This is a genomic window from Cycloclasticus sp. PY97N (assembly GCF_002443175.1).
In the GTDB taxonomy this organism is placed as follows: domain Bacteria; phylum Pseudomonadota; class Gammaproteobacteria; order Methylococcales; family Cycloclasticaceae; genus Cycloclasticus; species Cycloclasticus pugetii.
Genome location: NZ_CP023664.1, coordinates 2,003,455 through 2,028,773, shown reverse-complemented (window position 1 = coordinate 2,028,773; position 25,319 = coordinate 2,003,455). Strand labels below are relative to the sequence as shown.

At 49.3% G+C, this 25,319-nt stretch carries 29 protein-coding genes; 24 read left to right on the top strand and 5 right to left on the bottom strand.

Features of this window, described 5'->3' with window-relative positions; translation table 11 throughout:
* Nucleotides 1-102: 102 nt before the first annotated feature.
* The 6 genes from CPC19_RS09800 to radC all read left to right on the top strand — a co-directional run bounded on the left by CPC19_RS09800 (nucleotide 103) and on the right by radC (nucleotide 6,134).
* Complete coding sequence (locus tag CPC19_RS09800; RefSeq protein ID WP_096910772.1) at nucleotides 103-582, top strand: TIGR03757 family integrating conjugative element protein; 480 nt, start codon at nucleotides 103-105, stop codon at nucleotides 580-582.
* On the top strand, nucleotides 582-1,595 hold the full coding sequence (locus tag CPC19_RS09795) for a TIGR03756 family integrating conjugative element protein (protein ID WP_096910771.1): 1,014 nt from the start codon (nucleotides 582-584) through the stop codon (nucleotides 1,593-1,595). The genes CPC19_RS09800 and CPC19_RS09795 overlap by 1 nt, the downstream gene beginning before the upstream one ends.
* Nucleotides 1,592-2,941 carry an integrating conjugative element protein gene (locus tag CPC19_RS09790; RefSeq protein ID WP_020162265.1) on the top strand — a complete coding sequence of 450 codons (1,350 nt, stop codon included), beginning with the start codon at nucleotides 1,592-1,594 and terminating at the stop codon, nucleotides 2,939-2,941. The genes CPC19_RS09795 and CPC19_RS09790 overlap by 4 nt, the downstream gene beginning before the upstream one ends.
* A gap of 345 nt (nucleotides 2,942-3,286) precedes the next feature.
* Nucleotides 3,287-4,843: a conjugal transfer protein TraG N-terminal domain-containing protein gene (locus CPC19_RS09785; RefSeq protein ID WP_096910770.1), complete on the top strand. Its 1,557-nt coding sequence runs from the start codon at nucleotides 3,287-3,289 to the stop codon at nucleotides 4,841-4,843.
* A 212-nt stretch (nucleotides 4,844-5,055) separates the two neighbouring features.
* Nucleotides 5,056-5,529 carry a DUF3577 domain-containing protein gene (locus CPC19_RS09780; RefSeq protein ID WP_015006105.1) on the top strand — a complete coding sequence of 158 codons (474 nt, stop codon included), beginning with the start codon at nucleotides 5,056-5,058 and terminating at the stop codon, nucleotides 5,527-5,529.
* Nucleotides 5,530-5,642: 113 nt separating this feature from the next.
* Complete coding sequence (radC, locus tag CPC19_RS09775) at nucleotides 5,643-6,134, top strand: DNA repair protein RadC (RefSeq protein WP_015006104.1); 492 nt, start codon at nucleotides 5,643-5,645, stop codon at nucleotides 6,132-6,134.
* Between the two features lie 46 nt (nucleotides 6,135-6,180).
* Here the strand turns inward: radC and CPC19_RS09770 are convergent, their stop codons facing one another.
* The 3 genes from CPC19_RS09770 to CPC19_RS09760 all read right to left on the bottom strand — a co-directional run bounded on the left by CPC19_RS09770 (nucleotide 6,181) and on the right by CPC19_RS09760 (nucleotide 7,292).
* Nucleotides 6,181-6,399, bottom strand: coding sequence for a hypothetical protein (locus CPC19_RS09770; protein ID WP_015006103.1), 219 nt, complete (start codon nucleotides 6,397-6,399; stop codon nucleotides 6,181-6,183).
* Between the two features lie 4 nt (nucleotides 6,400-6,403).
* Nucleotides 6,404-6,643 carry a hypothetical protein gene (locus tag CPC19_RS09765; RefSeq protein ID WP_020162263.1) on the bottom strand — a complete coding sequence of 80 codons (240 nt, stop codon included), beginning with the start codon at nucleotides 6,641-6,643 and terminating at the stop codon, nucleotides 6,404-6,406.
* 97 nt (nucleotides 6,644-6,740) lie between these two features.
* Nucleotides 6,741-7,292: an STY4526/YPO1902 family pathogenicity island replication protein gene (locus tag CPC19_RS09760; RefSeq protein WP_020162262.1), complete on the bottom strand. Its 552-nt coding sequence runs from the start codon at nucleotides 7,290-7,292 to the stop codon at nucleotides 6,741-6,743.
* A 551-nt stretch (nucleotides 7,293-7,843) separates the two neighbouring features.
* Between CPC19_RS09760 and CPC19_RS09755 the strand changes: the two genes are divergently transcribed.
* The 18 genes from CPC19_RS09755 (at nucleotide 7,844) to CPC19_RS09670 (ending at nucleotide 24,384) form a co-directional block, all read left to right on the top strand.
* The gene (locus tag CPC19_RS09755; protein WP_162789642.1) at nucleotides 7,844-8,560 is read left to right on the top strand and encodes a hypothetical protein; all 717 of its coding nucleotides are present in this window, start codon (nucleotides 7,844-7,846) and stop codon (nucleotides 8,558-8,560) included.
* 213 nt (nucleotides 8,561-8,773) lie between these two features.
* Nucleotides 8,774-9,145, top strand: a complete 372-nt coding sequence (locus CPC19_RS11850) for a hypothetical protein (RefSeq protein ID WP_162789641.1) — start codon at nucleotides 8,774-8,776, stop codon at nucleotides 9,143-9,145.
* A gap of 101 nt (nucleotides 9,146-9,246) precedes the next feature.
* Entirely contained in the window at nucleotides 9,247-9,813 is a 567-nt protein-coding gene (locus tag CPC19_RS09750) for a DUF411 domain-containing protein (RefSeq protein ID WP_240183346.1), read from the top strand.
* Nucleotides 9,810-11,132: a TolC family protein gene (locus CPC19_RS09745; protein ID WP_096910767.1), complete on the top strand. Its 1,323-nt coding sequence runs from the start codon at nucleotides 9,810-9,812 to the stop codon at nucleotides 11,130-11,132. Before CPC19_RS09750 ends, CPC19_RS09745 begins: the two co-directional genes overlap by 4 nt.
* Nucleotides 11,129-12,715, top strand: a complete 1,587-nt coding sequence (locus CPC19_RS09740) for an efflux RND transporter periplasmic adaptor subunit (protein WP_240183333.1) — start codon at nucleotides 11,129-11,131, stop codon at nucleotides 12,713-12,715. The genes CPC19_RS09745 and CPC19_RS09740 overlap by 4 nt, the downstream gene beginning before the upstream one ends.
* A gap of 3 nt (nucleotides 12,716-12,718) precedes the next feature.
* Nucleotides 12,719-15,841: an efflux RND transporter permease subunit gene (locus tag CPC19_RS09735; protein ID WP_096910766.1), complete on the top strand. Its 3,123-nt coding sequence runs from the start codon at nucleotides 12,719-12,721 to the stop codon at nucleotides 15,839-15,841.
* A gap of 396 nt (nucleotides 15,842-16,237) precedes the next feature.
* Nucleotides 16,238-16,654, top strand: a complete 417-nt coding sequence (locus CPC19_RS09730) for a MerR family transcriptional regulator (RefSeq protein ID WP_096910765.1) — start codon at nucleotides 16,238-16,240, stop codon at nucleotides 16,652-16,654.
* A gap of 179 nt (nucleotides 16,655-16,833) precedes the next feature.
* Nucleotides 16,834-16,971, top strand: a complete 138-nt coding sequence (locus CPC19_RS11970; protein WP_240183332.1) for a hypothetical protein — start codon at nucleotides 16,834-16,836, stop codon at nucleotides 16,969-16,971.
* Nucleotides 16,972-17,111: 140 nt separating this feature from the next.
* Nucleotides 17,112-19,325, top strand: coding sequence for a heavy metal translocating P-type ATPase (locus CPC19_RS09720; RefSeq protein WP_096910813.1), 2,214 nt, complete (start codon nucleotides 17,112-17,114; stop codon nucleotides 19,323-19,325).
* 27 nt (nucleotides 19,326-19,352) lie between these two features.
* On the top strand, nucleotides 19,353-19,706 hold the full coding sequence (locus tag CPC19_RS09715; protein WP_096910763.1) for a cupredoxin domain-containing protein: 354 nt from the start codon (nucleotides 19,353-19,355) through the stop codon (nucleotides 19,704-19,706).
* 12 nt (nucleotides 19,707-19,718) lie between these two features.
* Nucleotides 19,719-20,057, top strand: a complete 339-nt coding sequence (locus CPC19_RS09710) for a P-II family nitrogen regulator (RefSeq protein ID WP_096910762.1) — start codon at nucleotides 19,719-19,721, stop codon at nucleotides 20,055-20,057.
* 8 nt (nucleotides 20,058-20,065) lie between these two features.
* Nucleotides 20,066-20,350, top strand: a complete 285-nt coding sequence (locus CPC19_RS09705) for a DUF2933 domain-containing protein (protein WP_022960189.1) — start codon at nucleotides 20,066-20,068, stop codon at nucleotides 20,348-20,350.
* Nucleotides 20,351-20,376: 26 nt separating this feature from the next.
* Nucleotides 20,377-21,027 carry an isoprenylcysteine carboxylmethyltransferase family protein gene (locus tag CPC19_RS09700; RefSeq protein ID WP_008296010.1) on the top strand — a complete coding sequence of 217 codons (651 nt, stop codon included), beginning with the start codon at nucleotides 20,377-20,379 and terminating at the stop codon, nucleotides 21,025-21,027.
* Nucleotides 21,028-21,040: 13 nt separating this feature from the next.
* Nucleotides 21,041-21,484 carry a hypothetical protein gene (locus CPC19_RS09695; protein WP_022960190.1) on the top strand — a complete coding sequence of 148 codons (444 nt, stop codon included), beginning with the start codon at nucleotides 21,041-21,043 and terminating at the stop codon, nucleotides 21,482-21,484.
* A gap of 41 nt (nucleotides 21,485-21,525) precedes the next feature.
* Nucleotides 21,526-21,873, top strand: a complete 348-nt coding sequence (locus CPC19_RS09690; RefSeq protein ID WP_096910761.1) for a hypothetical protein — start codon at nucleotides 21,526-21,528, stop codon at nucleotides 21,871-21,873.
* Nucleotides 21,874-22,062: 189 nt separating this feature from the next.
* Nucleotides 22,063-23,415, top strand: coding sequence for an APC family permease (locus CPC19_RS09680; protein ID WP_008284552.1), 1,353 nt, complete (start codon nucleotides 22,063-22,065; stop codon nucleotides 23,413-23,415).
* Between the two features lie 208 nt (nucleotides 23,416-23,623).
* Entirely contained in the window at nucleotides 23,624-24,082 is a 459-nt protein-coding gene (locus tag CPC19_RS09675; protein ID WP_022960192.1) for a hypothetical protein, read from the top strand.
* 47 nt (nucleotides 24,083-24,129) lie between these two features.
* Nucleotides 24,130-24,384: a DUF5676 family membrane protein gene (locus CPC19_RS09670; RefSeq protein WP_022960193.1), complete on the top strand. Its 255-nt coding sequence runs from the start codon at nucleotides 24,130-24,132 to the stop codon at nucleotides 24,382-24,384.
* 24 nt (nucleotides 24,385-24,408) lie between these two features.
* On the opposite strand, the gene CPC19_RS09665 is transcribed toward CPC19_RS09670, so the two are convergent.
* Entirely contained in the window at nucleotides 24,409-24,990 is a 582-nt protein-coding gene (locus CPC19_RS09665; RefSeq protein ID WP_096910760.1) for a cytochrome c, read from the bottom strand.
* 18 nt (nucleotides 24,991-25,008) lie between these two features.
* Nucleotides 25,009-25,296, bottom strand: a complete 288-nt coding sequence (locus CPC19_RS09660; RefSeq protein WP_205245771.1) for a hypothetical protein — start codon at nucleotides 25,294-25,296, stop codon at nucleotides 25,009-25,011.
* Between the last annotated feature and the right edge of the window lie 23 nt (nucleotides 25,297-25,319).

Genomic DNA, 25,319 nt, shown 5'->3' with positions numbered 1-25,319 from the left:
GTCTCCAAATATCTTACTTTTCAGCATGAAAGCTTTTCTATCGCTCTATTTCGTCTGCTGATTAACCATAGAGCCAACTGAGCCTATGTGTGAGATTAGAGCGTGTCGAAACTGAAGATTTTTGTTGTATCTGCTGCAATCGTATTCGCGGCACTGAGCATATTAGAAGCTGGCGCTGACGCTTTGCCACAATCAATTGTTGCAATCACCTCTAATCAGCGGCCCATTCAGTCAGTCAATTGGAAGAGTGCGAGCCCTTCCAAAAACAACCCAGAAATTACCATCTTAAGTCTTGATGCAGTCCAGTCTATCCAGGATCAATTGAGCGAAGGGCTGCCCAATGATGAAACGTTGGCGCGCGCCTTGGTTCAGCAGAAAATTGCTGAAATAGGACGTTCAAAATTGGAAGACGAATTACGCACTGCTTATCTTCCTCTGGGCACAATGATGGCGTATGGCCTCGACCGTTATCCAGTGATTATTTTCGACAAGCAAGCGGTGATCTATGGAATGACCGATCTCTCTCTAGCCATCAATCGCTACCGTCAGTGGCTTAAAGATAAAAAGGGGAGGCGTAATTGATGAGCAGAGTCTTACAAGTAGCCGTGTTAATTGTGCTGTTGCAAGGATACAAGCTACAGGCCTTTGAAGCAGAACCAACGACGATAACAACTGCTGATATTGTTGGTGCAATTACACTGGATCGTTCCTGCCTGAATTATTGCATTACTGGCGTCTGTGTCTGGCTGCGTTGCAGTATTTATGAATGTTCTATCGAGACCAGTATCCGAGTCGCACACTACAATCCGGATCTGGTGGTGAGTGTCTACGACGAGCCCGGTGATAACCCATGGCAGGAAATGGAATCCTTATTTGGCTCATTAGATTCCGACATAGCTAGCGGGATCGTCAGTACCTTTCATGGTGCCTTTGTAGGAGGAGGGCATCGAACCGAAGGCGGGAATCCAGCGACAGACCAGAGTCTGCGATTTAAAGAAGTGACCGCGATTGGTCACCCTTTCTCTTCAGTCTCTGACTTTATCGGCAACACAGGGTATTACTGTCCTTCTGAAGCCGAGTCCTTTAATCCCTATCTGCTTTCTTCACTCGATGCATTGACCTGGCGTCTTGGTTTACCCGAGATGCTGTATTTGCAAAACCTGCTACCCGGTCGGCGTGTCGTGGGCGATGGAATCCAGCAACAATGGGGGCCGGTTTGGCCGCGTACAGGATTTATCAATCAAAAGGATGATGCCAAGGCGGCTGCGGTTGTTGCACAGCGGGCTGGCAATATCGTTACCCAAACCCGCCAACCTCATATTTATAACGCACTTGATGGCAATGGCTATAACCGTACCTGGTTGCCCGGTGAATTGGTTGAGAACGATCCGGATACGGGGGTATGGCAAATGCTGGCACCTGAAGTCGATGAGCAATGTTATGCCTTTGGTGAAAACGATGTGTTGAGTACTTCGTGGTCCCAGGGGCGTCATTCTGAAGATAACCGATACGCGTTTACCTTGTGGCGCCCCTACGAATGCTGTGAGGCAAAGGGAGCTTACTTATTCACTGTTCCGGTGAGGGTTTGTTTATGATTGCCAAACATACAACCACGCGGTTCTGTCGCCGGTTGGTTATCCTGGCGGTTAGTGTTATGACGTGTCATTCGCTAATTGCCGCAGAAGCGCCAAGCGACGATAGCCTGTTTTACTACAAGATTGGTGGGGGGCGGGATATTGCTATTCCCCCCAGCCTCAATATCACTACGATTGATTTATCACTAAGCGGACAGGCCTCTGCTCTCAGTTGCAGCGGTTTTGATCCAATGGTGGCTATTGAAAGTTCACTGGACAATTTGCGAAATGGTGTCGATAACGCTGTTAATGCCATTGAATTGGCAGCCACAGCCGCGATAGCAAATTTGCCTGGTTATATTCTTCAAAAGGCAAATCCTGGCCTGTATGACCTGTTTCAAAACGCCTTATTGCGCGCCAACGAATCCTTTTCGCTGGCCACTAAAAGCTGTGAGCGTATCCAGTACGAGATCGCCAATAACACAAACCCTTTTGATGAGTGGATTACAGTCAGTTGGGGCGACTCCTGGAAGCGGTCGGTGGGAATTGGTGGAGCCAATATCCATGATGCGGTCGACGATGCAGAAGATGCGCCTAACGAGGGAATTGAATGGGTAGGTGGCCTGAGGGCGGGTGGAGTTAACCAGCCGCCGATTCGGGTGCTGTCAGATGTTGCCAAAGCTGGATTGAATATATTGTCGCAACGGCCTCCAGAAACAAGTAGTAACTTGCCTGGTAGCGCACCTCTTGCTCAGCATTTTGCCGGTCCTAACGCGGTTGACCGGTGGATCAATAATGTACTGGGTGAGATTGAGGTAGGTCTCTGTGACAGCTGTACCAAAGGGACAAGGCCTGGAAAAGGACTGATTCCCTATATTGAGGAGACTACTGACGATATCGTGCAGCTGTTAGTGGATCTGGTTTCAGGTTCAACACAGCCTACACGGGTAAATCTGGAGCAAGTCGAAGCGCCGGGTATTGCGGTGACGCTGCAAGTCATTCTGGCGATTCGAAATCAATCTCCCGACGAAATATCCATTGTCATTAATAAGCTCGGCCAGGAAATTGCCGAAGCGAGGGTCATGGAGGAGGCGATGATCATTCGACGCTTGCTATTGGCTGGTCGCAAGGAGGGCTATGTCGCAGCGAATGAGATCGCGCAGCAAGAGGTAATCCAGGCGCTGGATGAGCTGGAAAGTGAAATCAGTAATGTGATTTTCGAGAAAGATGCCCGCGATAAATTTGTCACTTCGACCGTTGTAGAGCTATTGCTGCGGGACAATGCGATCCGCCAATCGTCTGTGAATACGCCTGCCACAGTACCGACTGACCCTCGTCCCTTGAAAAATGGTGGTGTGGAGCAATGAAATTTTACTCTGTAAAGAGGCAGTTTTTGTTCTGGGGGTATACCTCCGTTGCGTTGGTACTGTTACTCATAGTGGGCGTCGCGGTCAGTATCTGGGGGAGTTCGCAGCCTCCTCAGGCGATAAGTACACTGGTCGCGAACTTGCCGTTGGGTTGGTGGCGCGCTGTTATCTATAGTCTGCTGGTGCTGTGTTGGCCTCGGCTTGTCTGCCATCTTACCCGTCATCGTCGGCATGACTCTTCATCCTCAGCAAGCCGTCGCCCATTAGTTATTTTGATCATCCTTTACGAATGTTTGATTGTTCAGAATCCTTTAGCGGCTTTGCTGGGTTGGGTGGCTTAATAGTATGGCTGTTGATAGTACGTTAGAACTTTACACCACGCTATTTGGTTGGCTGTTTTATAACAGTATTTGGGACGTGCTGGTGGCTACCGGCATCGTGTTTCTACCGTTTCTGGGTATTCTTCTCGATACTATTATTCGTTCGTATGCGGGTGAAGATGCCGAGGAAGCGGGCAATACCACATTACGTATTGTCGAGGTGGAGTTCTTTGTGGCCTTCTTCGTGATCTTGATTGCAGCTGTACCGGCGACACCGCTGAATGCTGTCGATTTGTCGTTTACTCCACGCGCAGTCATTGGAACACCTGCACAGCCAGTGGCGACGGTCAATAACTCACGCACTACCTATGGGGGAGGCATTTCGTTTAATGCCGCACCGGTTACTGTGAGCGTGCCCGTGTTCTGGTATGCGGTGATGAGTTTTAGTTCGGGTTTTAATCGCGCAGTGATGGAAAATGTACCGCCCACTTTGGATTTTCGGGGGTATATCGATGAATTGCGCGATGCATCCATTCAAGACCCTAATTTGCAACATGAAATTAACGATTTCTTTCGAGACTGTTTTGTTGAGGCGCGATCCAAATACTTGGCCGAGCGTCCCAGTAGCGCAGCAATCACTGCGTTGCTTAACCGTTATGGGGAGAGTGATCCCGATTGGATTGGCTCACATGTGTACCAGGAAATTCCGGGTTATTATGATAGCATCCGTGCTGATACCGTCAGGGAAGGGTACCCTTGGTCGGCACTCAGGGACGTGGAATGGGATGCGACTAATAATCCTGTTTATGGAAAACCATTTTGTTCGGAATGGTGGCAGGGGATTCAGCAGGCGATTCTTAATGAGCTGGGTGATCTCGATTTACTCTCCGCCGCAGCTGAACCGGGGTGGGACCCCGCACCACGTCGCGATGCGGTTATACAAATTGCACTGATTAATTCTCCGCCGCGTTGGACTACTCGCGGCTACGACTTCGCCTATGGAAACTTGGTCGACTTCAGCGTTGGGGAACCTGGGGTAATGGTATCGGTGCAGAATGCCGCGCAACAAGGTCTGGCTGCTTACGGCCTTGGAAAGACCAGTGTGTCGTTTGCCGCCTATTTGCGTGTCTTCCTTGAAGCGGCACCCATGGTGCAAGCGCTGATCCTGATGGGACTCTACGCGCTTTTACCATTCTTTATTTTGATTAGCCGCTATAAATTTTCTTTGTTGATTATCGGTGCCTTGATCTTGTTTACGGTGAAGTTCTGGACAGTATTGTGGTTCTTTGCCTGGTGGGTGGATCAAAACCTGATTCAGGCGTTTTATCCTGACCCCGGCAGTGTGACCACGCTGTTTAGTACTGATCTCACGCTTAAACGAATCATTCTTAACTTTCTCACTGGCGGGCTGTATTTGGTATTGCCGTTACTGTTATCTGTTTACCTCGGTTTGGCAGGTATTCGAGCGGCCTCTCAGCTTGATGGTGCTACCCAGGCGATCACCCGTGGCACAGCCGGGGCGGGGCGTATTAATCCCAGACTAGGAGGGCGTTTTAAGGGGAAGAAAGGGGCAAGTAAATGATGTTGTCAGCCAGCCTAACAGTTACCAACAGTCGCTATTGCTGTCTCAATAGCACCTTACATACCCGGATCAACGCTTCGGCGTGGTATGCAGTAATTCCTACGGGAGTACGGAATGATCTGTTTGTTCACTCACCCAACCGGGGAGCTTGTTGCCCCATTGGGTCGGCGGCTCTTTTTATCACATCAACTCATTGAATCAGGAGCACTGCTATGAGTAAACCAACTGAAAATACAACAACGTCCTCTGCTACTGCAGAAAACAATCGGTACTTCAACGAGTATGCCAATGGCATCGGTTATCTGAACAGCATTCGTGAATTCGGTGCTGAAGGTAAACCTGAGCGCTATGCAGCTCAAGTATCGGTTATCCAGGGGCCAGCGGATAACGTGCACTATGAATATCATGATCTCGTTATTTCGTCTGAAACCGTGCTCGGTGTTGTGTTAGAACACCGGGAAGCTATCGAAGCCGAGGATGCCAATGTGCTGATTCGCTTCAATATGGCTAACCCTCGTGCCAAAGCATTCATCTATAAACAAGGTGAACGTGCCGGTGAATTGGGGGCTGCGATAGGTGGCTTCTTGACGCGCATTCTCTCTATGAAAATCAACGGTGAACTGGTCTATGAAGACCAACGTACTTTTGATGATCATGAGGGCACGCCTCAAGTCGCAAATGGATAACACGCCACCAGGGCAGTATTGACCTAGCGTTAATATGCTGTCCATTTCATCCTTATGGGAACCACCGTTCCCATAAGGACCTGGTGTGTTCCCTATTCCTATGGGAGCACATTATGAAAACCGTTAAACCTTCGAATGAAATGTATTCTACCGAAACGGCATTCGAGCAGGAAAACCAACTGATTGCTGAAGCCAAACACTTGCTCTATGCACGACTGAAAACCCGTGACCAGGTGTTTAGTTCCCCGCATGAAGTACGCGACTATCTGCGCTTACAGCTAGCAGGCCAGCAGCGAGAAGTATTTAGCTGCCTGTTTGTTGATAGCCAATATAGACTGATTGAGTATCGGGAAATGTTTGCGGGCACCATTGATGGTTGCAGTGTTTATCCCCGTGAAGTGGTCAAGGCCGCTTTGCAGGTGAATGCTGCTGCAGTGATTTTTGCTCACAATCATCCATCTGGAGTGGCTGAGCCCAGTCAGAGTGATAGAAATATCACACAACGGCTGAAAGAGGCTTTGTCATTGATAGATATCCGGGTACTGGATCACTTTATAGTAGGTGATGAGACAGTGGAATCGTTTGCTGAGCGAGGGTTGCTTTAGTTGATCAAACCCAATGCCCGTAGAACTTCGGTTTTGCGGGCATTTTCTATAACTTATTGTCGTAAAGGCCGTCGACACGTTTTACCGGATCGATTTCACCGCTTCGGTGGTTGTAATGAATAATGTTGTCGGTTGGGGCGTGATCATTTTCGTCATCACCACCATCGATTAGATCAATTAAAAATAGCAGGGTGCGCCAGCATAAACTGAGCACACCGACAATTAATGCAGCAATGAACAGATAAGATGCTTTGAGCCATTTCATCAGATTAGGCACCTTTTGCAGGGCGCTTAAAAATACAAGTAAGCTTTGCACTGCCTTTGGCGCAATTCACAAGCTCCCACTGCTGCTCACCTAATTTATTCAACGTTTGGGTTAATGCCCCGTCATTGCCGAGTAAGGGGTAGGTTTTGACCAGATATTCCCAGTTTTGCTCCGCTGTTGCCGACGTGGACAAAAGTAGCATGGCCAAGATGCATGAGATGCGAAATGAGCTTTGAGTAAACATCCATTGTTCTCCTTCAAGGTTGGAGTCCGTTTAGGGATGAATAATTATACTGTATTTGGGATGAGAAAATGAGGTTTCGAGGTCACATTTCAGGCAGTCAACTGTCAATATGCTCGCGTAAAGCGCTCCATATAAGGTGAAGATCCAGACTGGTTTCGTCGGCTATTTTGAGAAAACGTTCACGTTCCTCCAGTTGTTTATGGTGCTGCCAAAGCTTCCAAATCCGATGATCGGAGGATTCGTCACATAGAGGTGGCCTACCACTACCTACTCCACGAATATTAAGAACATTTCGGCGACGGGAGAACTCTGAAGCATGCATGCCAAATAACCGACGCATAAGAACCAATGGTGCGCCATGAAAAAGATAAATATCTTCTAACTCACGCGCTTCACGTTTGTCTTCCAACTCTTTTAGCTGTCTTGTCAGTGCTTTTTCATCTACGCCCACTTTGAGAAAGTAGCGAGCGCGGTTTACAAGCGATTTTTGTTCGGTGAGATTGAGTTTGGACAGCGTGGTGAGTAGTTCATCGGAAAGCTTATGCGTTTCAAAATGAATAGAGTGAAGAGACTCTAGGGATGACATCAATGTTTTAGCCGCAGAGCGACACATCTTATCTTCAAAATTAGCCATAAATAGTAACTCCATCGTTCCCTGACGGTTGGTCAGTCCATGTTGTTCGGTAGCAATTCCATACTATTGACAACGAAGAAAAATAACGTTGAGAAACTTTTCAGAAATGGAAGAAAGTTTCTGTAAAACAATGTGTTAGAACCTAGGTTTAGAGGCATAGGTTTGATGAATAGCAGGCGGCTATTACTATGAAAACGTGGGCACGAAAGGCTTGTTGTTATCAGATACTATGTTGATTCCTAAAAAGTTTTATTCTGAACGGTAAGAAAGAATATGGATTAGAACTGGCGCGAGTAGGACGATAGAAGCTTATCCACTGTGAGATATGCCGCCTTGTGATGCGCCTGATTCAGATTGTTAAGTACACCTTTTGCCTTGTCAGTATGATTTTAACGAGCTTATTTGCTCTTTCTCTGTCGAGCGTGGCGTTCAGTGATGTAGTGATAGGGAATGGGCTAAGTAAAAATTTGCTGGCGGCGGGTTTGTTTATCTTGATCGGATGCTGTGTAGATTTCGGTAAATATTTATTTTGGTCCGAAAGGCACCGTAGTCATTATTATGGGGCTATGGCTTTAGTTCTCACAGGGTTTTCGTTATTGGCTAGTTGCGCATTTTTCCTTTCCGCTGAATTCGTCGCCATTAACAACTCTCAATTAGAATCCACGGAATATAGGGTATTGCAAGAAAGGGCAGATGCGATTAGGCAGGAGATAAACCACCATGAGCGTTTGCTGGAGAAACGCCTCAATAGTGAGTTTCATCGACAGTGGGTCGAAGGGGAAAAAAACGCTGAGAGAATACGTGAACTAAAAGGTTCACTGGTAAGGCTGATGGAGCTATCTTCAAATGCAGGCAAGAATACGGCGTTGAATGAAGTGCCAATAACACGCTTTTTTGCGGTCTTGGGGCGGATTTTTGGTGTGAGTATAGAAACCGTTAGAAACTTCGGCTATGGACTACTGGCGTTGTTGTTGGAAGTCATTACATTAGGTGCCATTAGTTTAGCAAATTCGATGCGGCGCGATGCTTTGTGTGCTGATAAAGCGACGGATGATGCTATCAAGCCGGAAGCATCCGTCGATGACTCCGAGCAGCGAGAGAAGATAGTCAATCTTTCTAACGATATTATTCAAGGCCGGATACAGCCAGTCATTCGGAAGATCAAGGCAGCGCAATATGAACTTGATATTGATGAAATCAGACAAGTACTGATGAATCTGTATTTAGCAGGGCTGATTGATAAGGACGCGCGTAATAGCTACAAACGGTCTAGCGCGGAATAGACAGGTGAAGTTGATGGGTAATCAAAATACGGTCAGCGACGATTTGGAATAAATCGTATGGAAACAGTTGGTTAAGACTGTTTTTGAGGTCGGGTGACTTGTTATAGGGCGTGGTAAGCCCTTGCGGAAGGAAAATAATTGAACTATTCTAGCCGCGATGTGCTCTATGTAAGCTGAAGCTAAATTGACCCACTACTTGCAATAAACCGAATCATGCGGACAGCAAAATACAGACAGTTGATCGTTGCGCTACTGATGATGGCATTCATCGGTCAGGTCGTTGCGTCTACGAGCATGTCTTGCCAAAGCATGTCTGCCCCTTTACAAGCCCACGAGCTGATGATGGATTCGGGTATGATGGATCACTCTCAGCATATGGGCTCAAATGCGTTCTCGTTAGATGGTGCGGCTACCGCCGATTGCTGTCCTGATTGCGATTGCAGTTTGGGTGGGTGCTCCTCAGTAGCATTGCCTGCATGCCAGTCCATTTTTTCTTCTAGTCTTAAATCGATAACTGGTCACTATGACGAGTCTGCGGACTTTCAACTGGCTGTCTCCCTCTTTCGCCCTCCCATTTCCCGCTAATACAGGGTAAGTGCGCCTGAAATTCGGCGCTTCTTGCTCGATAGTTGTTGGCGGGAGTCACCAAACTCCCGAATAGAAAGTCTGAAAAGGCCTTGTGCTCTGTGGGAGTTACCATGAAATGGGTTGTTAGAAGTTTGGGGTGGTTTGCCACCACCACGCTGTTACTGATGAGTGTTGTTGCGTGTTCCGATAAGGAAAGTTTAACCACTGCATCGAGTTCAATTGCCAGCGAAATAGTCTCGCTGGATGTCTATAAAAGTCGAACTTGCGGTTGCTGTAAAAAATGGATCTCGCATATTGAGGATTTCGGCTTTGAATCCGAAGTGCATCACCCCGCGAATCTGAACAAGATAAAATCTGATAAAGGCATAGAGCCACGTTATCAGTCCTGCCATACCGCTGTCTCAAGTGATGGTTATGTATTTGAAGGCCATATCCCTGGTCATATCATCCAGCAGTTTCTTGCCGATCCCCCTAAAAATGCCATTGGTCTGGCTGTGCCTGGTATGCCTGTGGGTAGCCCCGGTATGGAGGTGGGTGATCGCTTCGATCCCTACGATGTGTTGCTACTAATGACGGATGGCAGCAGCGAAGTTTATATTCATATGGCAAATGCGCAAAGTGGATTGCCTGGTGTCGGAGACAGCTCAAGCGGGGAGCACCCATGAAAACGTTGACTGCACTTTGTTTGATTTGTAGCGCAACCATCGTTTTCGCACAGGAATCCGGGCCGGAATTGACGCTGGAGTCAGCCATTTCTCAGGCCGTTGCGTTGGACCCATGGCTCAACGGGAGTCGTTACCGGGAAGATGCTTTAAATAACGAATCGATATCTGCTTCCACTCTACCAGACCCCAAGATCAGCCTGATGGCGGCAAATTTTCCAACAGATACTTTTGATATTAATCAGGAAGCTATGACCCAGCTCACTGTGGGTGTCAGTCAAATGTTTCCGCGAGGCGATAGTCTGGCACTGTCAAGTCGCCAAAAGCAGGAGCTGGCGGCACAGGAGCCACTGCTTCGGCAGGATCGTCAAGCCAAGGTGACCGCGAGTGTAGCCAAGTTGTGGCTGGACGCGTTCAAGGCCCAGGAGAGCATTCGCTTAATTGAAGGGGACCGTTCGTTATTCGAACATTTGGTAGACGCAACGCGAGCCAGTTATTCATCGGCACTGGGGCGCGCACGGCAGCAGGATATTATCCGTGCCCAGTTGGAGCTGACTCGGCTCGATGATCGCCTGACGGTGTTACACCAGCAATTAGAATCCGCCCAGCAGCGCCTTTCTGAGTGGATTGGTGCACAAGCCCACATTCCGGTCAGGCAAGTATCACCTGACCAGGAGCCTTCTGCACTTGGTTTTCACGAGATGAGCTTACTTAATACATCAGGTGGTGATCGGCAGCGCTATAACTGGATCAATCAGCACCCTGTTCTGCAGGCTTTTGACCAACGCATCAACTCGATGCAGACCGGTGTCGAACTGGCGCGTCAGAAATACAAACCCGAGTGGGGCCTCTCGGCACAGTATGGTTACCGGGACGACGATCCATTAGGTCGTGATCGTGCCGATTTGTTTTCCGTTGGCGTGACGTTTGACTTACCACTTTTCACGGGTAATCGACAGGATAAAGAAGTCAGTGCGGCCAACTCCAGGGCTGAGGCGCTCAAAACTGACAAGCTGCTTATGGCGCGGCAACTGATGGCGGGACTCGATACGGCTATCGTCCAGCTACAGCGCCTGAATGAGCGCCGTGCACTCTATGGGCAGCAGTTATTGCCGCAGATGTCAGAACAGGCAGAAGCAGCCTTGGCTGCCTATAACAATGACGACGGTGATTTTGCTGAAGCTGTGCGAGCCCGCATCGCGGAACTAAACGCCAAGATTGACTTTTTAAACATCAGGATTGATAGGCTGAAAACGATTGCCGAGCTGAACTACTTTTTAACCGCAGCCAACGACGGCAATGCGGAAGGATTAACCCAATGACATCTCCCATGAAAATTCCACTGAATAAATCATTCTTCATCACCATTGCGTTACTGATTGTTACTGCAACGCTTGCCCACTATTCGGCCCTGTGGCGCATCGAAGAAAAGCGCGCTACCAGCGAAGCGGAGGGCAGCAAAGAACCCCTCTACTGGGTTGCGCCAATGGACCCTAATTACAAACGGGATGAACCGGGAAAATCTCCCATGGGAATGGATCTGATTCCGGTTTACGAACAAATGGGGGGTGACGAGGAAGTAGGTACCGTCACCATCTCTCCGGATGTAGTTAACAATCTGGGGGTACGTACAGCCCCTGTCACTCGGGGGCGTTTGGATCTAACCATCAGTACAGTGGGTTATGTGCAATACGATGAAGATCGCCTTGTTCACATTCATCCACGGGTGGAGGGTTGGATCGAAAAGCTCCATGTCAAAGCTGCGGGTGATCCGGTTATACAGGGTGAGCCGCTGTATGCGTTGTATTCGCCGACTTTGGTCAATGCCCAGGAAGAACTGTTGCTGGCATTAAAACGAAATAATCCAACACTAATCACGGCTGCCATGGAGCGGCTATCGGCCTTGCAAGTGCCTCATTCAGAAATCAATCGCCTAAAAAAATCCGGCAAGGTTAGTCAGACCATTACCATCACCGCACCTCAATCTGGGGTATTGGATAATCTGAACACTCGGGAAGGGATGTTTGTTAAGCCGGGTATGGAGATGATGGCCATAGGCCAACTGGAGCATATCTGGGTGATTGGTGAAATATTTGAACGGCAGGCGGCCAGTGTGCAAGTGGGTGATGCAGTGCGCATGCGACTGGATTATTTACCCGGTCGCGAGTGGAAAGGAAATGTTGATTATATTTACCCCTCTCTGAACGCCAAAACGCGTACCGCTCAGGTTAGGGTGCATTTTGACAGCTCGGATAGATTCCTGAGGCCGGGCATGTTTGCGCAAATGACAATAGTGACCAAGCCCTCGCGGGAGACTTTACTCATTCCCCGTGAAGCACTGATTCGTACCGGTAGCCAATCAAGAGTGGTATTGGCAAAAGGTGAAGGGCGTTTTAAGTCCATCGCAGTGAAGGTAGGCAGAATTGGTGAAGATAAGGTGGAAATCCTTTCTGGTTTAAAAGACGGTGAGCGCATTGTTACGTCTGCCCAGTTCCTGATTGATTCCGAATCCAGCAAAACCTCAGACTTTAAGCGGATGCACCACGGCGAAGATCAGCCTAGCTCAGTTTGGGTTGCCGCCACGATCAAGAGCGTGATGCCGAATCATCGAATGGTGACAGTCAAGCATGAAGCGATTGATGCTTGGGAATGGCCAGAAATGACCATGGATTTTCAGGTTAATCCAAAAGTTAATTTTGAGGCGTTAACACTCGGTACTCAGCTGCACATGGAAATTACCAAGCTCGATAACGGGCAGTATGAAATGACTGGCACACATATTATGCATGGCGAGAGTGAGGAGGACATATCTTCGGAGGACGAAGAGAAAGTGGATCATAGTCAGATGAATCACGGTGAGATGGATCACTCCAATCAGCAACAGCACTCAGGTGACGGGGAGTAAAGCATGATTGAATCCATTATTCGCTGGTCCGTTCATAACCGTTTTTTTGTTCTGTTGGCCACTTTGATGTTGGTGGGAATTGGTGGCTGGTCCCTTAAAAATACACCGGTAGATGCTATTCCCGATTTGTCGGACGTGCAGGTGATTATCAAAACCAGTTATCCGGGGCAGGCGCCGCAGGTGGTGGAAGATCAGGTCACCTATCCGCTGACTACTGCCATGTTGTCAGTACCGGGTGCGGTCACCGTACGCGGCTACTCGTTTTTTGGCGACTCCTATGTCTATGTCATTTTTGATGAAGATACCGATGCTTACTGGGCCCGCTCGCGGGTATTGGAATACCTGTCGCAGGTGGCGCCGACGCTGCCACCCAGTGCCAGACCACAATTGGGACCAGATGCCACTGGCGTGGGTTGGGTTTATCTCTACGCGTTGGTAGATAGAACTGGTCAGCACGACATCAGTCAGTTGCGCAGCCTGCAGGATTGGTTTTTGAAATACGAACTGCAAACTGTTCCGGGTGTATCTGAAGTCTCTGCGCTTGGCGGTATGGTCAAGCAATATCAGGTCAAGGTGAACCCGGACAAGCTGCGTGCTTTTAACATTCCTATCTCTCATATCCAGATGGCCATCCAACGGGGTAATCAGGAAGTTGGTGCTTCTGTTGTGGAGATGAGTGAAGCGGAATATATGGTGCGTGCCAGTGGCTATATCCAGGGTGTTGACGATCTGAGAACCATTCCTCTGGGTTTGGATATGAATGGCACACCGCTGTTATTAAAGGATGTGGCCGATATTGAACTGGGCCCGCAAATGCGTCGTGGCATAGCTGAACTCAATGGCGAGGGCGAAGTAGTGGGGGGCATTGTGGTGATGCGCTTTGGCGAGAATGCCCAGAAAACCATTGATGGCGTCAAAGCAAAGTTGGAAAAACTCAAGGCGGGTTTGCCGGAAGGCGTAGAAATTGTCACGGTTTACGACCGCTCTCGATTGATCTCTAGTGCCATTGACAGTTTATGGAAAAGCCTGATTGAAGAGCTTGCTATCGTTGCGTTGATCTGTGTCATCTTCTTGTTTCATGTCAGGTCATCACTGGTGGCAGTCGTTAGTCTGCCGCTGGGCATCCTGACGGCTTTTATTGTGATGTACTGGCAAGGCGTTAATGCAAACATTATGTCCCTTGGAGGAATCGCGATTGCCATCGGTGCCATGATAGATGGTGCGATTGTGATGATTGAAAATATGCATAAGCATATGGAACGTACGCCGTTGACGCGAGAGAACCGTTGGAACGTGGTGGCAGAGTCCGCCAGCGAAGTCGGCCCGGCATTGTTTTTCAGTCTTCTGATTATCACCATCAGCTTCGTGCCGGTATTTACCCTGGAGGCTCAGGAAGGCCGAATGTTTAGTCCACTGGCCTTCACTAAAACCTATGCCATGGCCGCCAGCGCCGCGCTGGCAGTAACTGTGGTGCCGGTGTTGATGGGATATTTTATCAGGGGCAAGGTGGTCGCTGAGAGAAAAAACCCCGTCAACAGGTTACTGATTGCAGGCTATATGCCGCTGCTCAAGGGCGTTTTGCGCTTTCCAAAAATCACACTCGTCATGGCTGGTGTTGTGTTTCTTGTTGGGATCTGGCCGCTTAACAAGATCGGCAGCGAATTCATACCCGATCTGGATGAAGGCGACCTGATGTACATGCCCACTACCTATCCGGGCCTGTCCATCGGCAAGGCGCGGGAGATCCTGCAACAGACTGACAAGCTGATTGCCACAGTTCCGGAAGTAGAAACCGTATTTGGCAAAATCGGACGGGCCGAAACTGCCACCGATCCGGCGCCGCTAACCATGATTGAAACCTTTATCCAGTTGAAACCCAGAGAGGCGTGGCGCGATGGCATGACCACCGACAAACTCAAGAAGGAGCTTGATGCGCTGGTGAAGTTTCCCGGCTTGACCAATGCCTGGGTGATGCCCATCAAAACCCGCATCGACATGCTGGCTACCGGTATAAAAACCCCGGTAGGTATCAAGGTAGCTGGCCCCGACCTCAAGGAAATTGAAAAAATCGGGCGGCGGTTGGAACAGGTGTTGAAGGATGTACCGGGTACGGCGTCAGTGTATTCAGAGCGTGTGGCGGGTGGTCGTTATATCAAGGTGGATATTCAGCGAGAAAAAGCCGCACGCTATGGCCTCAATATCGCCGATGTGCAGCAAGTGGTTGCCACCGCTATAGGCGGTATGAACGTAGCGCAGACTATCGAAGGGCTGGAACGTTACCCCGTCAACCTGCGTTACCCACAAGATTATCGCAACTCTCCCGAGCAGTTAGCTCTGCTGCCTATTGTCACGACCAGTGGTCAGCGCATTGCATTGGGGGATGTTGCTCGTGTTTATGTTGAAGACGGGCCGCCTGCCATCAAGAGTGAAAACGCCCGTCTTAATGGTTGGACCTTTGTCGATATAGACGGAGTGGATGTCGGCAGCTATGTGGAAGACGCTATGAAAGTGGTGGCCGATCAGGTCGAACTACCAACAAGCTACTCCCTGAATTGGTCGGGACAGTATGAATACATGTTGCGGGCCAAAGAGAAGCTCTCCTACGTGGTACCTCTGACTCTGGCAATTATCATCGTGCTGCTCTATTTAAATTTCCGCAGTGTTGCCGAGGTCGCCATCATTATGGGCACCTTACCACTGGCAATGATTGGGTCCATCTGGTTGATGTATTTGCTTGGTTACAACTTTTCCGTTGCAGTGGGTGTGGGTTTTATCGCGTTGGCGGGCGTGGCGGTAGAAATTGGCGTCATTATGCTGGTCTATCTCAACCAAGCACATAGGCTTTTCTTGCTTCAGTGTGAGGAGCAGGGCATCACACCGAATATGAAAGGATTACGGGAAGCTGTTCTTCACGGTGCAGGCTTACGTGTTAGACCGGTGATGATGACGACAGTCTCTACTATTGTCGGCTTACTGCCGATCATGTTCAGTACCGGTACAGGGGCGGAAGTGGTCAGCAGAATTGCTGCACCTATGGTGGGGGGCATGCTCAGTGCTTTGGTATTGACATTGTTGGTATTGCCGGCGGTTTATTTGCTTTGGAAGCAGAGCAAGGTAGATGAATAATCGGAAGAAAAAAGATCGCGGCATTACATGAATGTAATGAATGAGTCACCTTACGGTCAGGTACCCAGCCCTAGGATAGGCCTGATGTTTTCCTATGATCGACACTTTGCTTTTTTTCATGCGTAAGCTGGCGGACAGACAATTGATCGGTACCGACTGAGACAAATACAGCCAGATTCAGGGTGATTTAAATATTGAAAATCAAAAGTGGAAGACTGTTAAAAGTTGCTTGACCTGTGTCTTGGACACAGGTGTAAGGTGGCATAAAAATACGGATTAACTCCTCAGATTGACACTTTGGTTTTAATCCAGTGATCAATCAGGCATAGGCATCAACCACGCCCTTAAGTCTTAGCTGTGCGCCGGGATTACTTGACTGTGTTGGGAGGAAAGGAAATGAAGGTAAGTGAAATAGCCAAGTACCTGGGCGTTACGGCAGATACTGTGCGATTTTATACCAGGATTAATGTGTTGAACCCCAAAAAAAGCCAAGCGAACGGCTACCGGGAGTACAGTGAAGCGGATGTACACCGGTTGCGCTTTGTGCTGAGTGCCAGACAGTTGGGATTTTCGGTAGAGGATATTCAGGAGATTCTCGCCCATGCGGACAAGAAAAAGTCTCCTTGCCCAACGGTGCGACGCCTGATTGATCAGCGCCTGCATGAAACCGAGCGACAGCTCAGGGAAACGTTGAAATTGCGGGATCGCATGCAACAGGCTTTGTTGGAGTGGAGTCAAAAGCCGGATAAGGCGCCAACGGGCCATATGCTTTGCCATCTGATCGAAGAATTCACTGCGGAGGATAGGTTATGAATACACACAAAACGCCAAGTGCGAGTCAACTCCGAGGGGGTTGTTGCTGCGCCGGCAAGTCATCCGTTTCTGCTGAAGCCCGTGATATCCGCAGTGTTAGCGATACGTCTCTTCCTCTTCATCGTTTACAGGTTCAGGGTGCCACCTGCGGTGGTTGCGTGAAAAGTATCGAGCAGACGTTGAAATCCGTTGCAGGGGTTAGCGAAGTGTCGATGGATCTGGCAACGGGCATCGCTTCAGTCATTGGCGTGGTCGAACCAAACAGCCTTACCGAAGCATTGGATCGAGTGGGTTTTCCCGCAACGCTCATTCGCTAGTTGCTGTCAAGTAAACCAGGAGTATGGATATGAGTTCAACAAACACGGAATCTGGCAATCCATCCTGTCATGAAGGTACGGAAACTGGCCAGCATCATCACCATCATGTTCCTGGCGGCAGTGCAGTCAGTCAGGAACTGATGATCGAGGGTGCTGGTTGTGCCAGCTGTGTGGGAAAAATCGAATCCGCCCTAAAAGCGATACCGGGTGTGGAAAACGCGGAAATGAATTTCGCTCAGCGAACCGTTAGCGTGTTCGGTTCGGCGCCTGCCGAGCAATTGATCAAAGCCGTTGAGGGCGCCGGTTATAACGCCAAAATCAGCCTTGCTGACAATGAAGACGATGCATTGGCGGAAAAAGAAAGAGCTGATTGGGCTTACTACAAACGACTGATGCGGGAAATGACCATCGCCCTCAGTCTGGGCGTGCCGCTGATGATTTACAGCATCGTAGTCGGCGAAATGACGGTAACAAGCACTGGTGAGCGCATTGCCTGGTTGGCTGTTGGATTACTGACGCTTGGGGTGATGGTGTTCTCCGGCAAACACTTTTATGTCGGTGCCTGGCAATCCTTTAAAAATCACTCGGCCAATATGGATACCTTGATTGCTTTAGGCACAGGTACGGCGTGGGTGTATTCGATGGTGGTGGTGTTTGTTCCTCACTTGGTGCCGGAAATGGCGCGCCATGTTTATTTCGAGGCGACCGCGATGATTATTGGTTTAATCGATCTCGGTCTTGCCCTGGAATTGAAAGCCCGCGGTCGTACCTCTGAGGCTATTAAGCGCCTGATTGGATTGCAGGCGAAAACGGCGCGGGTTATTCGCGATGACAAAGAACTGGATATCGCTATCGAACAGGTTCTACTGAACGATGTGGTCCGCGTGCGCCCAGGTGAAAAAATTCCCGTCGATGGTGAAGTGGTTGAAGGGCATACTGCGATTGACGAATCCATGCTCACCGGCGAGCCGATGCCGGTTGAAAAAGCCACTGGCGATACCGTGGCGGCGGGCACCATCAATAAATCCGGCTCAATTCTGTTTAAAGCTACCCGCGTTGGTAAAGACACGGCGCTGGCGCAAATCATCAATATGGTCAAGCGCGCACAAAACTCCAAGCCGCCGATTGGTCGTTTGGCTGATGTCATCTCGGCGTATTTTGTACCGGTGGTGATGATTATTGCTGTGGTGAGTGCCTTGACCTGGCTTAATTTTGGACCGGAACCGGCGGTGGCATTTGCCATAGTATCGGCCACGACTGTGTTAATTATCGCCTGTCCCTGTGCGCTAGGTCTGGCCACGCCGATGTCGGTGATGGTGGGTGTGGGTAAGGCCGCAGAGGCGGGTGTCCTGATTCGCAACGGTGAAGCCCTGCAAACCGCGTCGAAGATAACGGCGATGATTCTGGATAAAACCGGCACCATTACCTTGGGTGCACCGAAGGTCACCGATGTACTGGTGGCGGGTGAGTATGATGAGCAGGCGGTGTTGCGATTGGCTGCAACGCTTGAATCCGGCTCTGAGCATCCGTTGGCCATGGCTATTGTTGAAAGTGCTCAGGAAAGAGGGATCGAAATGGGCAAGGTCTCCAATTTTAACGCCATTGCCGGCCACGGTGTGCAGGCGGAGGTGGGCGGAAAAACACTGTTATTCGGCAATGAAAAGCTCATGCGCGAGCGCACCATTGAGCTCGGTGATTTTGTCGAAAAGGCCCAGGCGTTGGCCGCCGAGGCTAAAACACCGATGTATTTCGCTATTGATAATCAACTTGCGGCGATTATCGCTGTGGCCGATCCGATTAAGGAAGACTCCATAGCGGCCATCAAGCGTTTGCAACATAACGGTATTCGGGTGGTGATGCTCACCGGCGACAACCGCGCCACAGCCAAAGCGGTAGCGGAAAAAGCCGGTATCAAGGAATTCTTTGCTGAAGTGCTGCCGGAAGAAAAATCCAAAAAAGTGCAGGAACTGCAAATGGAGGGGGAAGTGGTGGGCATGACGGGTGACGGCATCAACGATGCGCCGGCCCTGGCCATCGCCAATGTCGGTTTTGCTATCGGCACCGGTACGGATGTGGCCATTGAGAGTGCCGACATAACACTGATGCGGGGTTCGTTACATGGCCTGGCGGATGCCATTGCCGTCAGCAAGGCTACGTTGCGAAATATCAAACAAAATCTATTTGGCGCCTTTATTTACAATGTCGCCGGCGTGCCTTTTGCAGCCGGGGTGTTGTATCCATTTTTCGGTTTGCTGTTAAGTCCGGTGATTGCCGGTGCGGCGATGGCGTTTTCATCGCTGACAGTTGTAACCAATGCTAATAGGCTGCGCTTCTTTAAAGCGCAGGAGCACTAATGAGAATGTCGGGAAGAGGGCGTTGCGATGATGATTATTAATATTGCGGGTTTGGCGCTAATTGCACTGATTGTGTGGTGGTTCTGGCTCTACAAGCCGAAAGAAGCCGAGTTGGGTGAAAACGATCTGGTGATAACTGTGGAAAACGGTACCTATTCGCCTTCGCGCATTAAGGTGCCAGTTGGAAAGCCGGTAGAAATTAAATTTATGCGCAAAGATCAATCACCCTGTTCTGAGACTTTATTGATCCCCGAACTGCAAATCAGCGACACTTTGCCGTTGAATAAACTGAAGACCATTCAGCTGCCAGCAATGTCATCCGGCGAGTATGCGTTTCATTGTCAGATGCAGATGTACCGTGGACAAATCACGGTGCAATAAGCAGGAGGCCCGATGAACATCAATAAAGTCACGGCCATTTTTGACGAGTTTTGCCTGAAAAACGTGGAAGAAACTTTGAAACGACATGGTGTTAAGGGCTTTACCTTACACCCGGTTCGCGGCCGCGGCTATTACTTCGATAGTTTTAACGAAAACCACTTGATCAAGCATATTCAAATGGAGATTTATGCCAAGGCGGAGCAGGCGAAGGAAATTGCGCAGCTGCTTGTGGATGCGGCGCATGTCAATGCCGATAGCGAAGGACTAGTCTGCATTGTGCCGGTTAACGATCTGCTATGGATACACAATAAACGCGGCGCAACAGACAACGATTTTCAATTACACAGGTGAGGTGTGACATGGCGACTCAAAAAACATCATTCTGGTTAACACCCAAAGGACTGGCGGCACTGGGACTTATCGGCGCGGTCACATATTTTCTGCTCGTCGAGCACCGGCAACACGTCTGGCAGTTTTTGCCCTTCCTGATTCTCCTGGCCTGCCCCTTTATGCATCTGTTTATGCACGGCGGTCATGGCGGACACGGTGGGCATGAGCAGCATGAGGGTGGGTCCGAGCAGGATGCCTATCAGCGGGGGCTGGAGGAAGGCCGTCGGGAAAACGAACACCGTCATCACCATTAATCCAACAATATAACAGGAGAAAAAGCATGCACGGTGAATCGGCTTACGGCCTCTGGACGCTGGTGATACTCAATTCAGCGATATTTATTTTCTTTGCCTTCAGTTTTACCAAGCCGCAAACCAAAACCGACTGGCGAAGCTTTGGCGCTTTCTCCGCGTTTATTATTGCCCTATTTACCGAGATGTATGGCTTTCCATTAACCATTTATTTTCTCTCCGGTTGGTTGGCGGAAAAATATCCTGGCATTGATTTTCTGTCCCACGAAAACGGCCATCTTCTGCATACCCTTTTCGGTTTTGAAGGCAACCCTCATTTTGATCCGCTGCATATCGCCAGTAATGTCCTGATCATTTTGGGTTTCTTTTTGCTGGCCTCGGCGTGGAGTGTTCTGCACAAGGCGCAGCAGACCCGTTCGCTAGCGACTACCGGCTGGTATGCCCGTTGCCGCCACCCGCAGTACATCGCATTTATCCTGATCATGTTTGGATTTCTGTTGCAGTGGCCGACGATCCTTACCGTGATTATGTTTCCGGTTCTGGTAGTGGTTTACGTGCGACTCGCTAAGCGTGAGGAGCGCATGGCATTGAAGGAATTCGGTGATGACTATCGCCGCTATATGGAAGTCACGCCGGCATGGATTCCGAAATTTAACGTCGATAAAACTGTTTCCAACTGATGAGGGTACTCCGATGAAAAAACTAATCTCCACTTTGGTAATAGCCGCCGCGATTTCTTCGCCCGTCTTTGCGGAAAAAGGGCACGAACATGGCGACAGTAAAGATCAGCCGATGGGCGGAATGATGATGGGCCATGAGCAAATGATGGCTATGCATGAGCACATGCAAAAGATGCACGACATGATGGGAAAGATCAAAGCCGAAACCGATCCGGAAAAACGCCAGCAACTGATGCAGGAACATATGCGAGTCATGCAGAAGGGTATGCGATTAATGGGTGATGGCATGGGAATGGAAATGACAGTAGGTGAGTCATCAAAAATGGACGACATGGATATGATAAAGCGCATGGACATGATGGAAGAACGAATGGGCATGATGCAGATGATGATGGGGCAAATGATGGATCATGAGTCTGAATCCCAAAAAACACCTGTCCACAAACACAAAAAATAGATGGGTTGCTTACTCAACCTGTCGATTGGAGGAAAAACACTATGAATGAGCATCGATCGGGTATCAATCCAGGTTTTTTAACCAAGCATACCTTGAGCGTGTGCGGGATCAATGAAAACAATACCAAAGCGATTGTTGAGGAAATTGATGAACTTCCCTGTGTTGACAGCGTTCAGTTCGATGCACGTAGAAAAACCTTAAAAATCGCCTACGACGCTTCTCATCACAATATCGATGAAATGATCGCCATTGTCGAAAAGCATGGTGCGCCAATAAAAGACAGCTGGTGGTCCCGAACCAGGCTGAGTTGGCAATGGCAGACCGATGAGAATATCAGGGATAACGCTAAACATGAGGCGCACTGCTGCAACAAGATGCCGCCTCATTAGATGAAAGAGAAAATGAGCAACAAAGAACATCGATTAGGTGTCTCGGAAATTAATCTGGTGAGGGGCCAATTGACGTTGGAACCTGTCGATATGACTAGCAGTCTGTTGAGAAATGCAGTTTTAAGCATCCTGTATACCTTGCAACGAATGCCCAGGAAGAGGGCTGACCATTATATTAAGGGGGCATGAATGGAGGAAAAAGACGATCGTTCGACACATTATGACGAGGGTAGTCTCTCTCTGTCAGGTACGGTGATGCTCGGGACTGGGGTGATGATCGGCGCAGGAATATTTGCGCTAACCGGGCAGATGGCAGAGATGACTGGTGCATTATTCCCATTGGCATTCCTCGCGGCCGCGATCATCGTTGGTTTCAGTGCTTACTCATACATCAAAATATCCAATGCCTACCCATCAGCAGGGGGGATCGGCATGTATCTGCATAAGGCCTATGGCGACCGGTTGCCCACTGCGTTTAATGCACTACTTATGTATTTTTCGATGGTCATCGCGCAGAGTTTTCTAGCGCGTACGTTCGGTTCTTACACCATGCAATTATTTGGCGGTGACCCTTCAGGGCAAATGACTCCTATACTCGGCGTCTCCCTAATTCTGGCGGCGTTCATTGTGAACCTGTTGGGTAATCGGTTGATTCAAGGGGTTGCAGGGTTTATCGGCCTACTGAAAATTGGTGGAATTCTAATCTTTGGTCTCGTCGGCATCTGGTTAGCTGATAGCCTGGCAGTGGACTTTGACCATGTAAGCGAGACCGGTTCAGCCAGTAATTTCCTCGGCGCCACAGCGCTGGGGATTCTGGCATTCAAAGGCTTTACCACTATTACCAATAGTGGTTCCGAGGTGATCGATCCACACCGCAATGTTGGTCGCGCCATTGTTATTTCGATTGCTGCCTGTGTCGTTATCTATACATTGGTTGGTTTTGCGGTGGCCAGTAACCTCTCACTCAGGGAGATTATTCAAACTCGAGATTATTCCCTGGCTGCGGCCGCTCGACCTGCACTCGGTGAGTACGGCGTGTGGTTCACCGTTGCGATTGCCATGCTGGCGACGGCGGGAGGGATTCTTGCCAGTATTTTTGCGGTCTCCAGAATGCTGGCGATGCTAACGGAAATGAAGTTGGTGCCCCATAGCCATTTCGGTATGCCGGGTAGCATTCAGAAACATACATTGGTGTACACCGTGGTTCTTGGACTTGTGCTCACCGCGTTCTTTGATCTTTCCCGTATAGCAGCACTTGGCATCATATTCTATCTGGTGATGGATATCGCCATTCACTGGGGTGTTCTGCGCTACTTGTTGGACGATGTTAAAGCCAAAAGCTGGGTCCCCGTTACCGCGATTATATTAGATTCGCTTGCACTAAGCGGGTTCGTTTGGGTGAAGTTGAATTCAGATCCATTTGTGTTGGGTGTGGCCGTTGTCACAATGATGCTAATCGCGATCGGAGAGCAACTATTCCTTGGATCTGAAAAACGAAAGCAAGCTGTGTCCCAAAGTCAGGCGCATGAACATCATCATTAAAAATCATGTGGAGGAAGCCTGCCAGGCACAGAACGGGACTCTAGTGGTTAACTTTTGTTGTTTGGAGAATGGTAATGGATCAAGTTAGCACACTTAAAGCGATCTATATGGGCATCGACACCCACCAGGAACTGGTGGTGTGTATGCGCAGCTATCGTGACTTTTTGAGACTCTAATCGATGAGTCAATCCACAACTGAGAAAAAATTATGCAAATTGAAACCTTAAAAGATGTGCTGCACTGGACCCGGGAATTTCACCAACATCTCAGTCAGTGCTTATCCCATTGCGCAGACAAGAATACGGATGAACGGGCCCGGATGATTCTTGCTTACCTGTCCGATCACGAAAAAAGTCTCACAAAAGTTGTCAATGGCTTCGAAACCTCGGGCGATGAACATGCGCTGAACACCTGGTGTATGGAATATGTGGCAAAGCATCCTATCGTCCGACATGCACATTGCGACGCGCCTTTTGCCGAGCTTGATGCCGCGCAAATCATGGAGGTGATTGTCGATCAGCATCAGCAGGTGATTGAGCTGTATCGCTATCTCGCCTCAAGGGCGGATATCCCCTCTGCCAAGGAGTTGATGGAATCACTCCGGTCGCTGGAGGAACACGAAATGATGCGTATGGTGCAGTCTGCCAACCGGTTCGGGGATATGTAGAGACACTAATTTATTACAGATACACCACCATAAACGGAGGAATAGTCATGACACTTAATGCGTTCAAATTCGGGATAGCCAGCGCGATTACCGCGGCGATACTGTGGCTGGCTTGCAGTCTGTTGGTGATGTTAATGCCCGCCATGATGTTATCCATGTCTGGGGAAATGGTGCATATGCAACTGAATGAGATGGGTTGGCATTTGACATTCACTGGCGTTGTTGTGGGACTGGTGGCTTGGTCAGTGTCAGCGGGTATCGCCGGGTGGTTGCTGGCGGCTATTTACAACCGCTTGCAGTAAGCCGATGGATTATGAGGTGCCATATCAGTGACCATGCCCTTCCGAGTCTTGCCCACGTGCGGTGAGTATCTGGTATTGGTCGGGAGACAGTTCCGGCAATCGCTGCAGGAATGCCACCATATTCCAGATACGTTCATCGTCATGCCCCGGTCCCCAGGCGGGCATGCCCGAAGCCTTGATGCCGTGTTTAATAATCCAGAATTGTCGCTTAATGGCCTCGTCGTCATTTTCGGTGTCGCCGGTATGTTCGTGCCCATGTTCATCGCCGGCTAGAGTTAGATTGGGGGGAGCGGGATACAGTCCCAGGGTGAAATCACTTTCGGTTTTGCCCGGCTTCAAATGGCACCCTGCACACATATCATTGTAGTCGGCGCCACCCGCCAATAACCGCTCCGGTGCGTTTAGGTCGCCAGGAACCTTAATGTCACTGGCAGCACGTGCAACTGAACGTTCACGCAAGGTTTCCAGTAGCCAGTAGGTCAGCCGATTGTGTGGTACATCGGCTCCCATGGGGTAGAGACCTGAATAGAGAAACAGCCCACCACCCACCAGCACGATGACAGCGGTAATGACCAGACTTTTGATAAAGGTGGTGAGCGCCGACATGAAAACTCCTTGGGTTGATCAGTGTTGGTGTTCTGAATGTTGCTCGCCTGAGCTTTTTTCGTTGTCCTGATGATCAGCCTGCGCTTGATCCTTTTCAGAGTCGTTATGATGCGTGTCATTCATGCATTGTTTCATCATGGCTTGCATCACAGGATCATTCATATCCATCTTGCTGTGATCCATATTTTTCATGGCTGCACAATCCGGCTTTTCAGCGTCTTTCATATGCTCTTTAGGATCATGGGCCTGTGCAGATAAAGCGATGCCCAGTGTGGAGAGCACGATGACAGTGGCTAGTGTTTTCATATTCATAAAGGTGTTCCTCATAG

What these genes read in the sequence shown, in the direction of transcription:
- CPC19_RS09795 (WP_096910771.1), top strand. Translation starts at nt 582, where the DNA reads ATGAGCAGAGTCTTACAAGTAGCCGTGTTAATTGTGCTGTTGCAAGGA.
- CPC19_RS09790 (WP_020162265.1), top strand. Translation starts at nt 1,592, where the DNA reads ATGATTGCCAAACATACAACCACGCGGTTCTGTCGCCGGTTGGTTATC.
- CPC19_RS09785 (WP_096910770.1), top strand. Translation starts at nt 3,287, where the DNA reads ATGGCTGTTGATAGTACGTTAGAACTTTACACCACGCTATTTGGTTGG.
- CPC19_RS09780 (WP_015006105.1), top strand. Translation starts at nt 5,056, where the DNA reads ATGAGTAAACCAACTGAAAATACAACAACGTCCTCTGCTACTGCAGAA.
- radC (WP_015006104.1), top strand. Translation starts at nt 5,643, where the DNA reads ATGAAAACCGTTAAACCTTCGAATGAAATGTATTCTACCGAAACGGCA.
- CPC19_RS09770 (WP_015006103.1), bottom strand. Translation starts at nt 6,399, where the DNA reads ATGAAATGGCTCAAAGCATCTTATCTGTTCATTGCTGCATTAATTGTC.
- CPC19_RS09765 (WP_020162263.1), bottom strand. Translation starts at nt 6,643, where the DNA reads ATGTTTACTCAAAGCTCATTTCGCATCTCATGCATCTTGGCCATGCTA.
- CPC19_RS09760 (WP_020162262.1), bottom strand. Translation starts at nt 7,292, where the DNA reads ATGGAGTTACTATTTATGGCTAATTTTGAAGATAAGATGTGTCGCTCT.
- CPC19_RS09755 (WP_162789642.1), top strand. Translation starts at nt 7,844, where the DNA reads ATGGCTTTAGTTCTCACAGGGTTTTCGTTATTGGCTAGTTGCGCATTT.
- CPC19_RS11850 (WP_162789641.1), top strand. Translation starts at nt 8,774, where the DNA reads ATGCGGACAGCAAAATACAGACAGTTGATCGTTGCGCTACTGATGATG.
- CPC19_RS09745 (WP_096910767.1), top strand. Translation starts at nt 9,810, where the DNA reads ATGAAAACGTTGACTGCACTTTGTTTGATTTGTAGCGCAACCATCGTT.
- CPC19_RS09740 (WP_240183333.1), top strand. Translation starts at nt 11,129, where the DNA reads ATGACATCTCCCATGAAAATTCCACTGAATAAATCATTCTTCATCACC.
- CPC19_RS09735 (WP_096910766.1), top strand. Translation starts at nt 12,719, where the DNA reads ATGATTGAATCCATTATTCGCTGGTCCGTTCATAACCGTTTTTTTGTT.
- CPC19_RS09730 (WP_096910765.1), top strand. Translation starts at nt 16,238, where the DNA reads ATGAAGGTAAGTGAAATAGCCAAGTACCTGGGCGTTACGGCAGATACT.
- CPC19_RS09720 (WP_096910813.1), top strand. Translation starts at nt 17,112, where the DNA reads ATGATCGAGGGTGCTGGTTGTGCCAGCTGTGTGGGAAAAATCGAATCC.
- CPC19_RS09715 (WP_096910763.1), top strand. Translation starts at nt 19,353, where the DNA reads ATGATGATTATTAATATTGCGGGTTTGGCGCTAATTGCACTGATTGTG.
- CPC19_RS09710 (WP_096910762.1), top strand. Translation starts at nt 19,719, where the DNA reads ATGAACATCAATAAAGTCACGGCCATTTTTGACGAGTTTTGCCTGAAA.
- CPC19_RS09705 (WP_022960189.1), top strand. Translation starts at nt 20,066, where the DNA reads ATGGCGACTCAAAAAACATCATTCTGGTTAACACCCAAAGGACTGGCG.
- CPC19_RS09700 (WP_008296010.1), top strand. Translation starts at nt 20,377, where the DNA reads ATGCACGGTGAATCGGCTTACGGCCTCTGGACGCTGGTGATACTCAAT.
- CPC19_RS09695 (WP_022960190.1), top strand. Translation starts at nt 21,041, where the DNA reads ATGAAAAAACTAATCTCCACTTTGGTAATAGCCGCCGCGATTTCTTCG.
- CPC19_RS09690 (WP_096910761.1), top strand. Translation starts at nt 21,526, where the DNA reads ATGAATGAGCATCGATCGGGTATCAATCCAGGTTTTTTAACCAAGCAT.
- CPC19_RS09680 (WP_008284552.1), top strand. Translation starts at nt 22,063, where the DNA reads ATGGAGGAAAAAGACGATCGTTCGACACATTATGACGAGGGTAGTCTC.
- CPC19_RS09675 (WP_022960192.1), top strand. Translation starts at nt 23,624, where the DNA reads ATGCAAATTGAAACCTTAAAAGATGTGCTGCACTGGACCCGGGAATTT.
- CPC19_RS09670 (WP_022960193.1), top strand. Translation starts at nt 24,130, where the DNA reads ATGACACTTAATGCGTTCAAATTCGGGATAGCCAGCGCGATTACCGCG.
- CPC19_RS09665 (WP_096910760.1), bottom strand. Translation starts at nt 24,990, where the DNA reads ATGTCGGCGCTCACCACCTTTATCAAAAGTCTGGTCATTACCGCTGTC.
- CPC19_RS09660 (WP_205245771.1), bottom strand. Translation starts at nt 25,296, where the DNA reads ATGAAAACACTAGCCACTGTCATCGTGCTCTCCACACTGGGCATCGCT.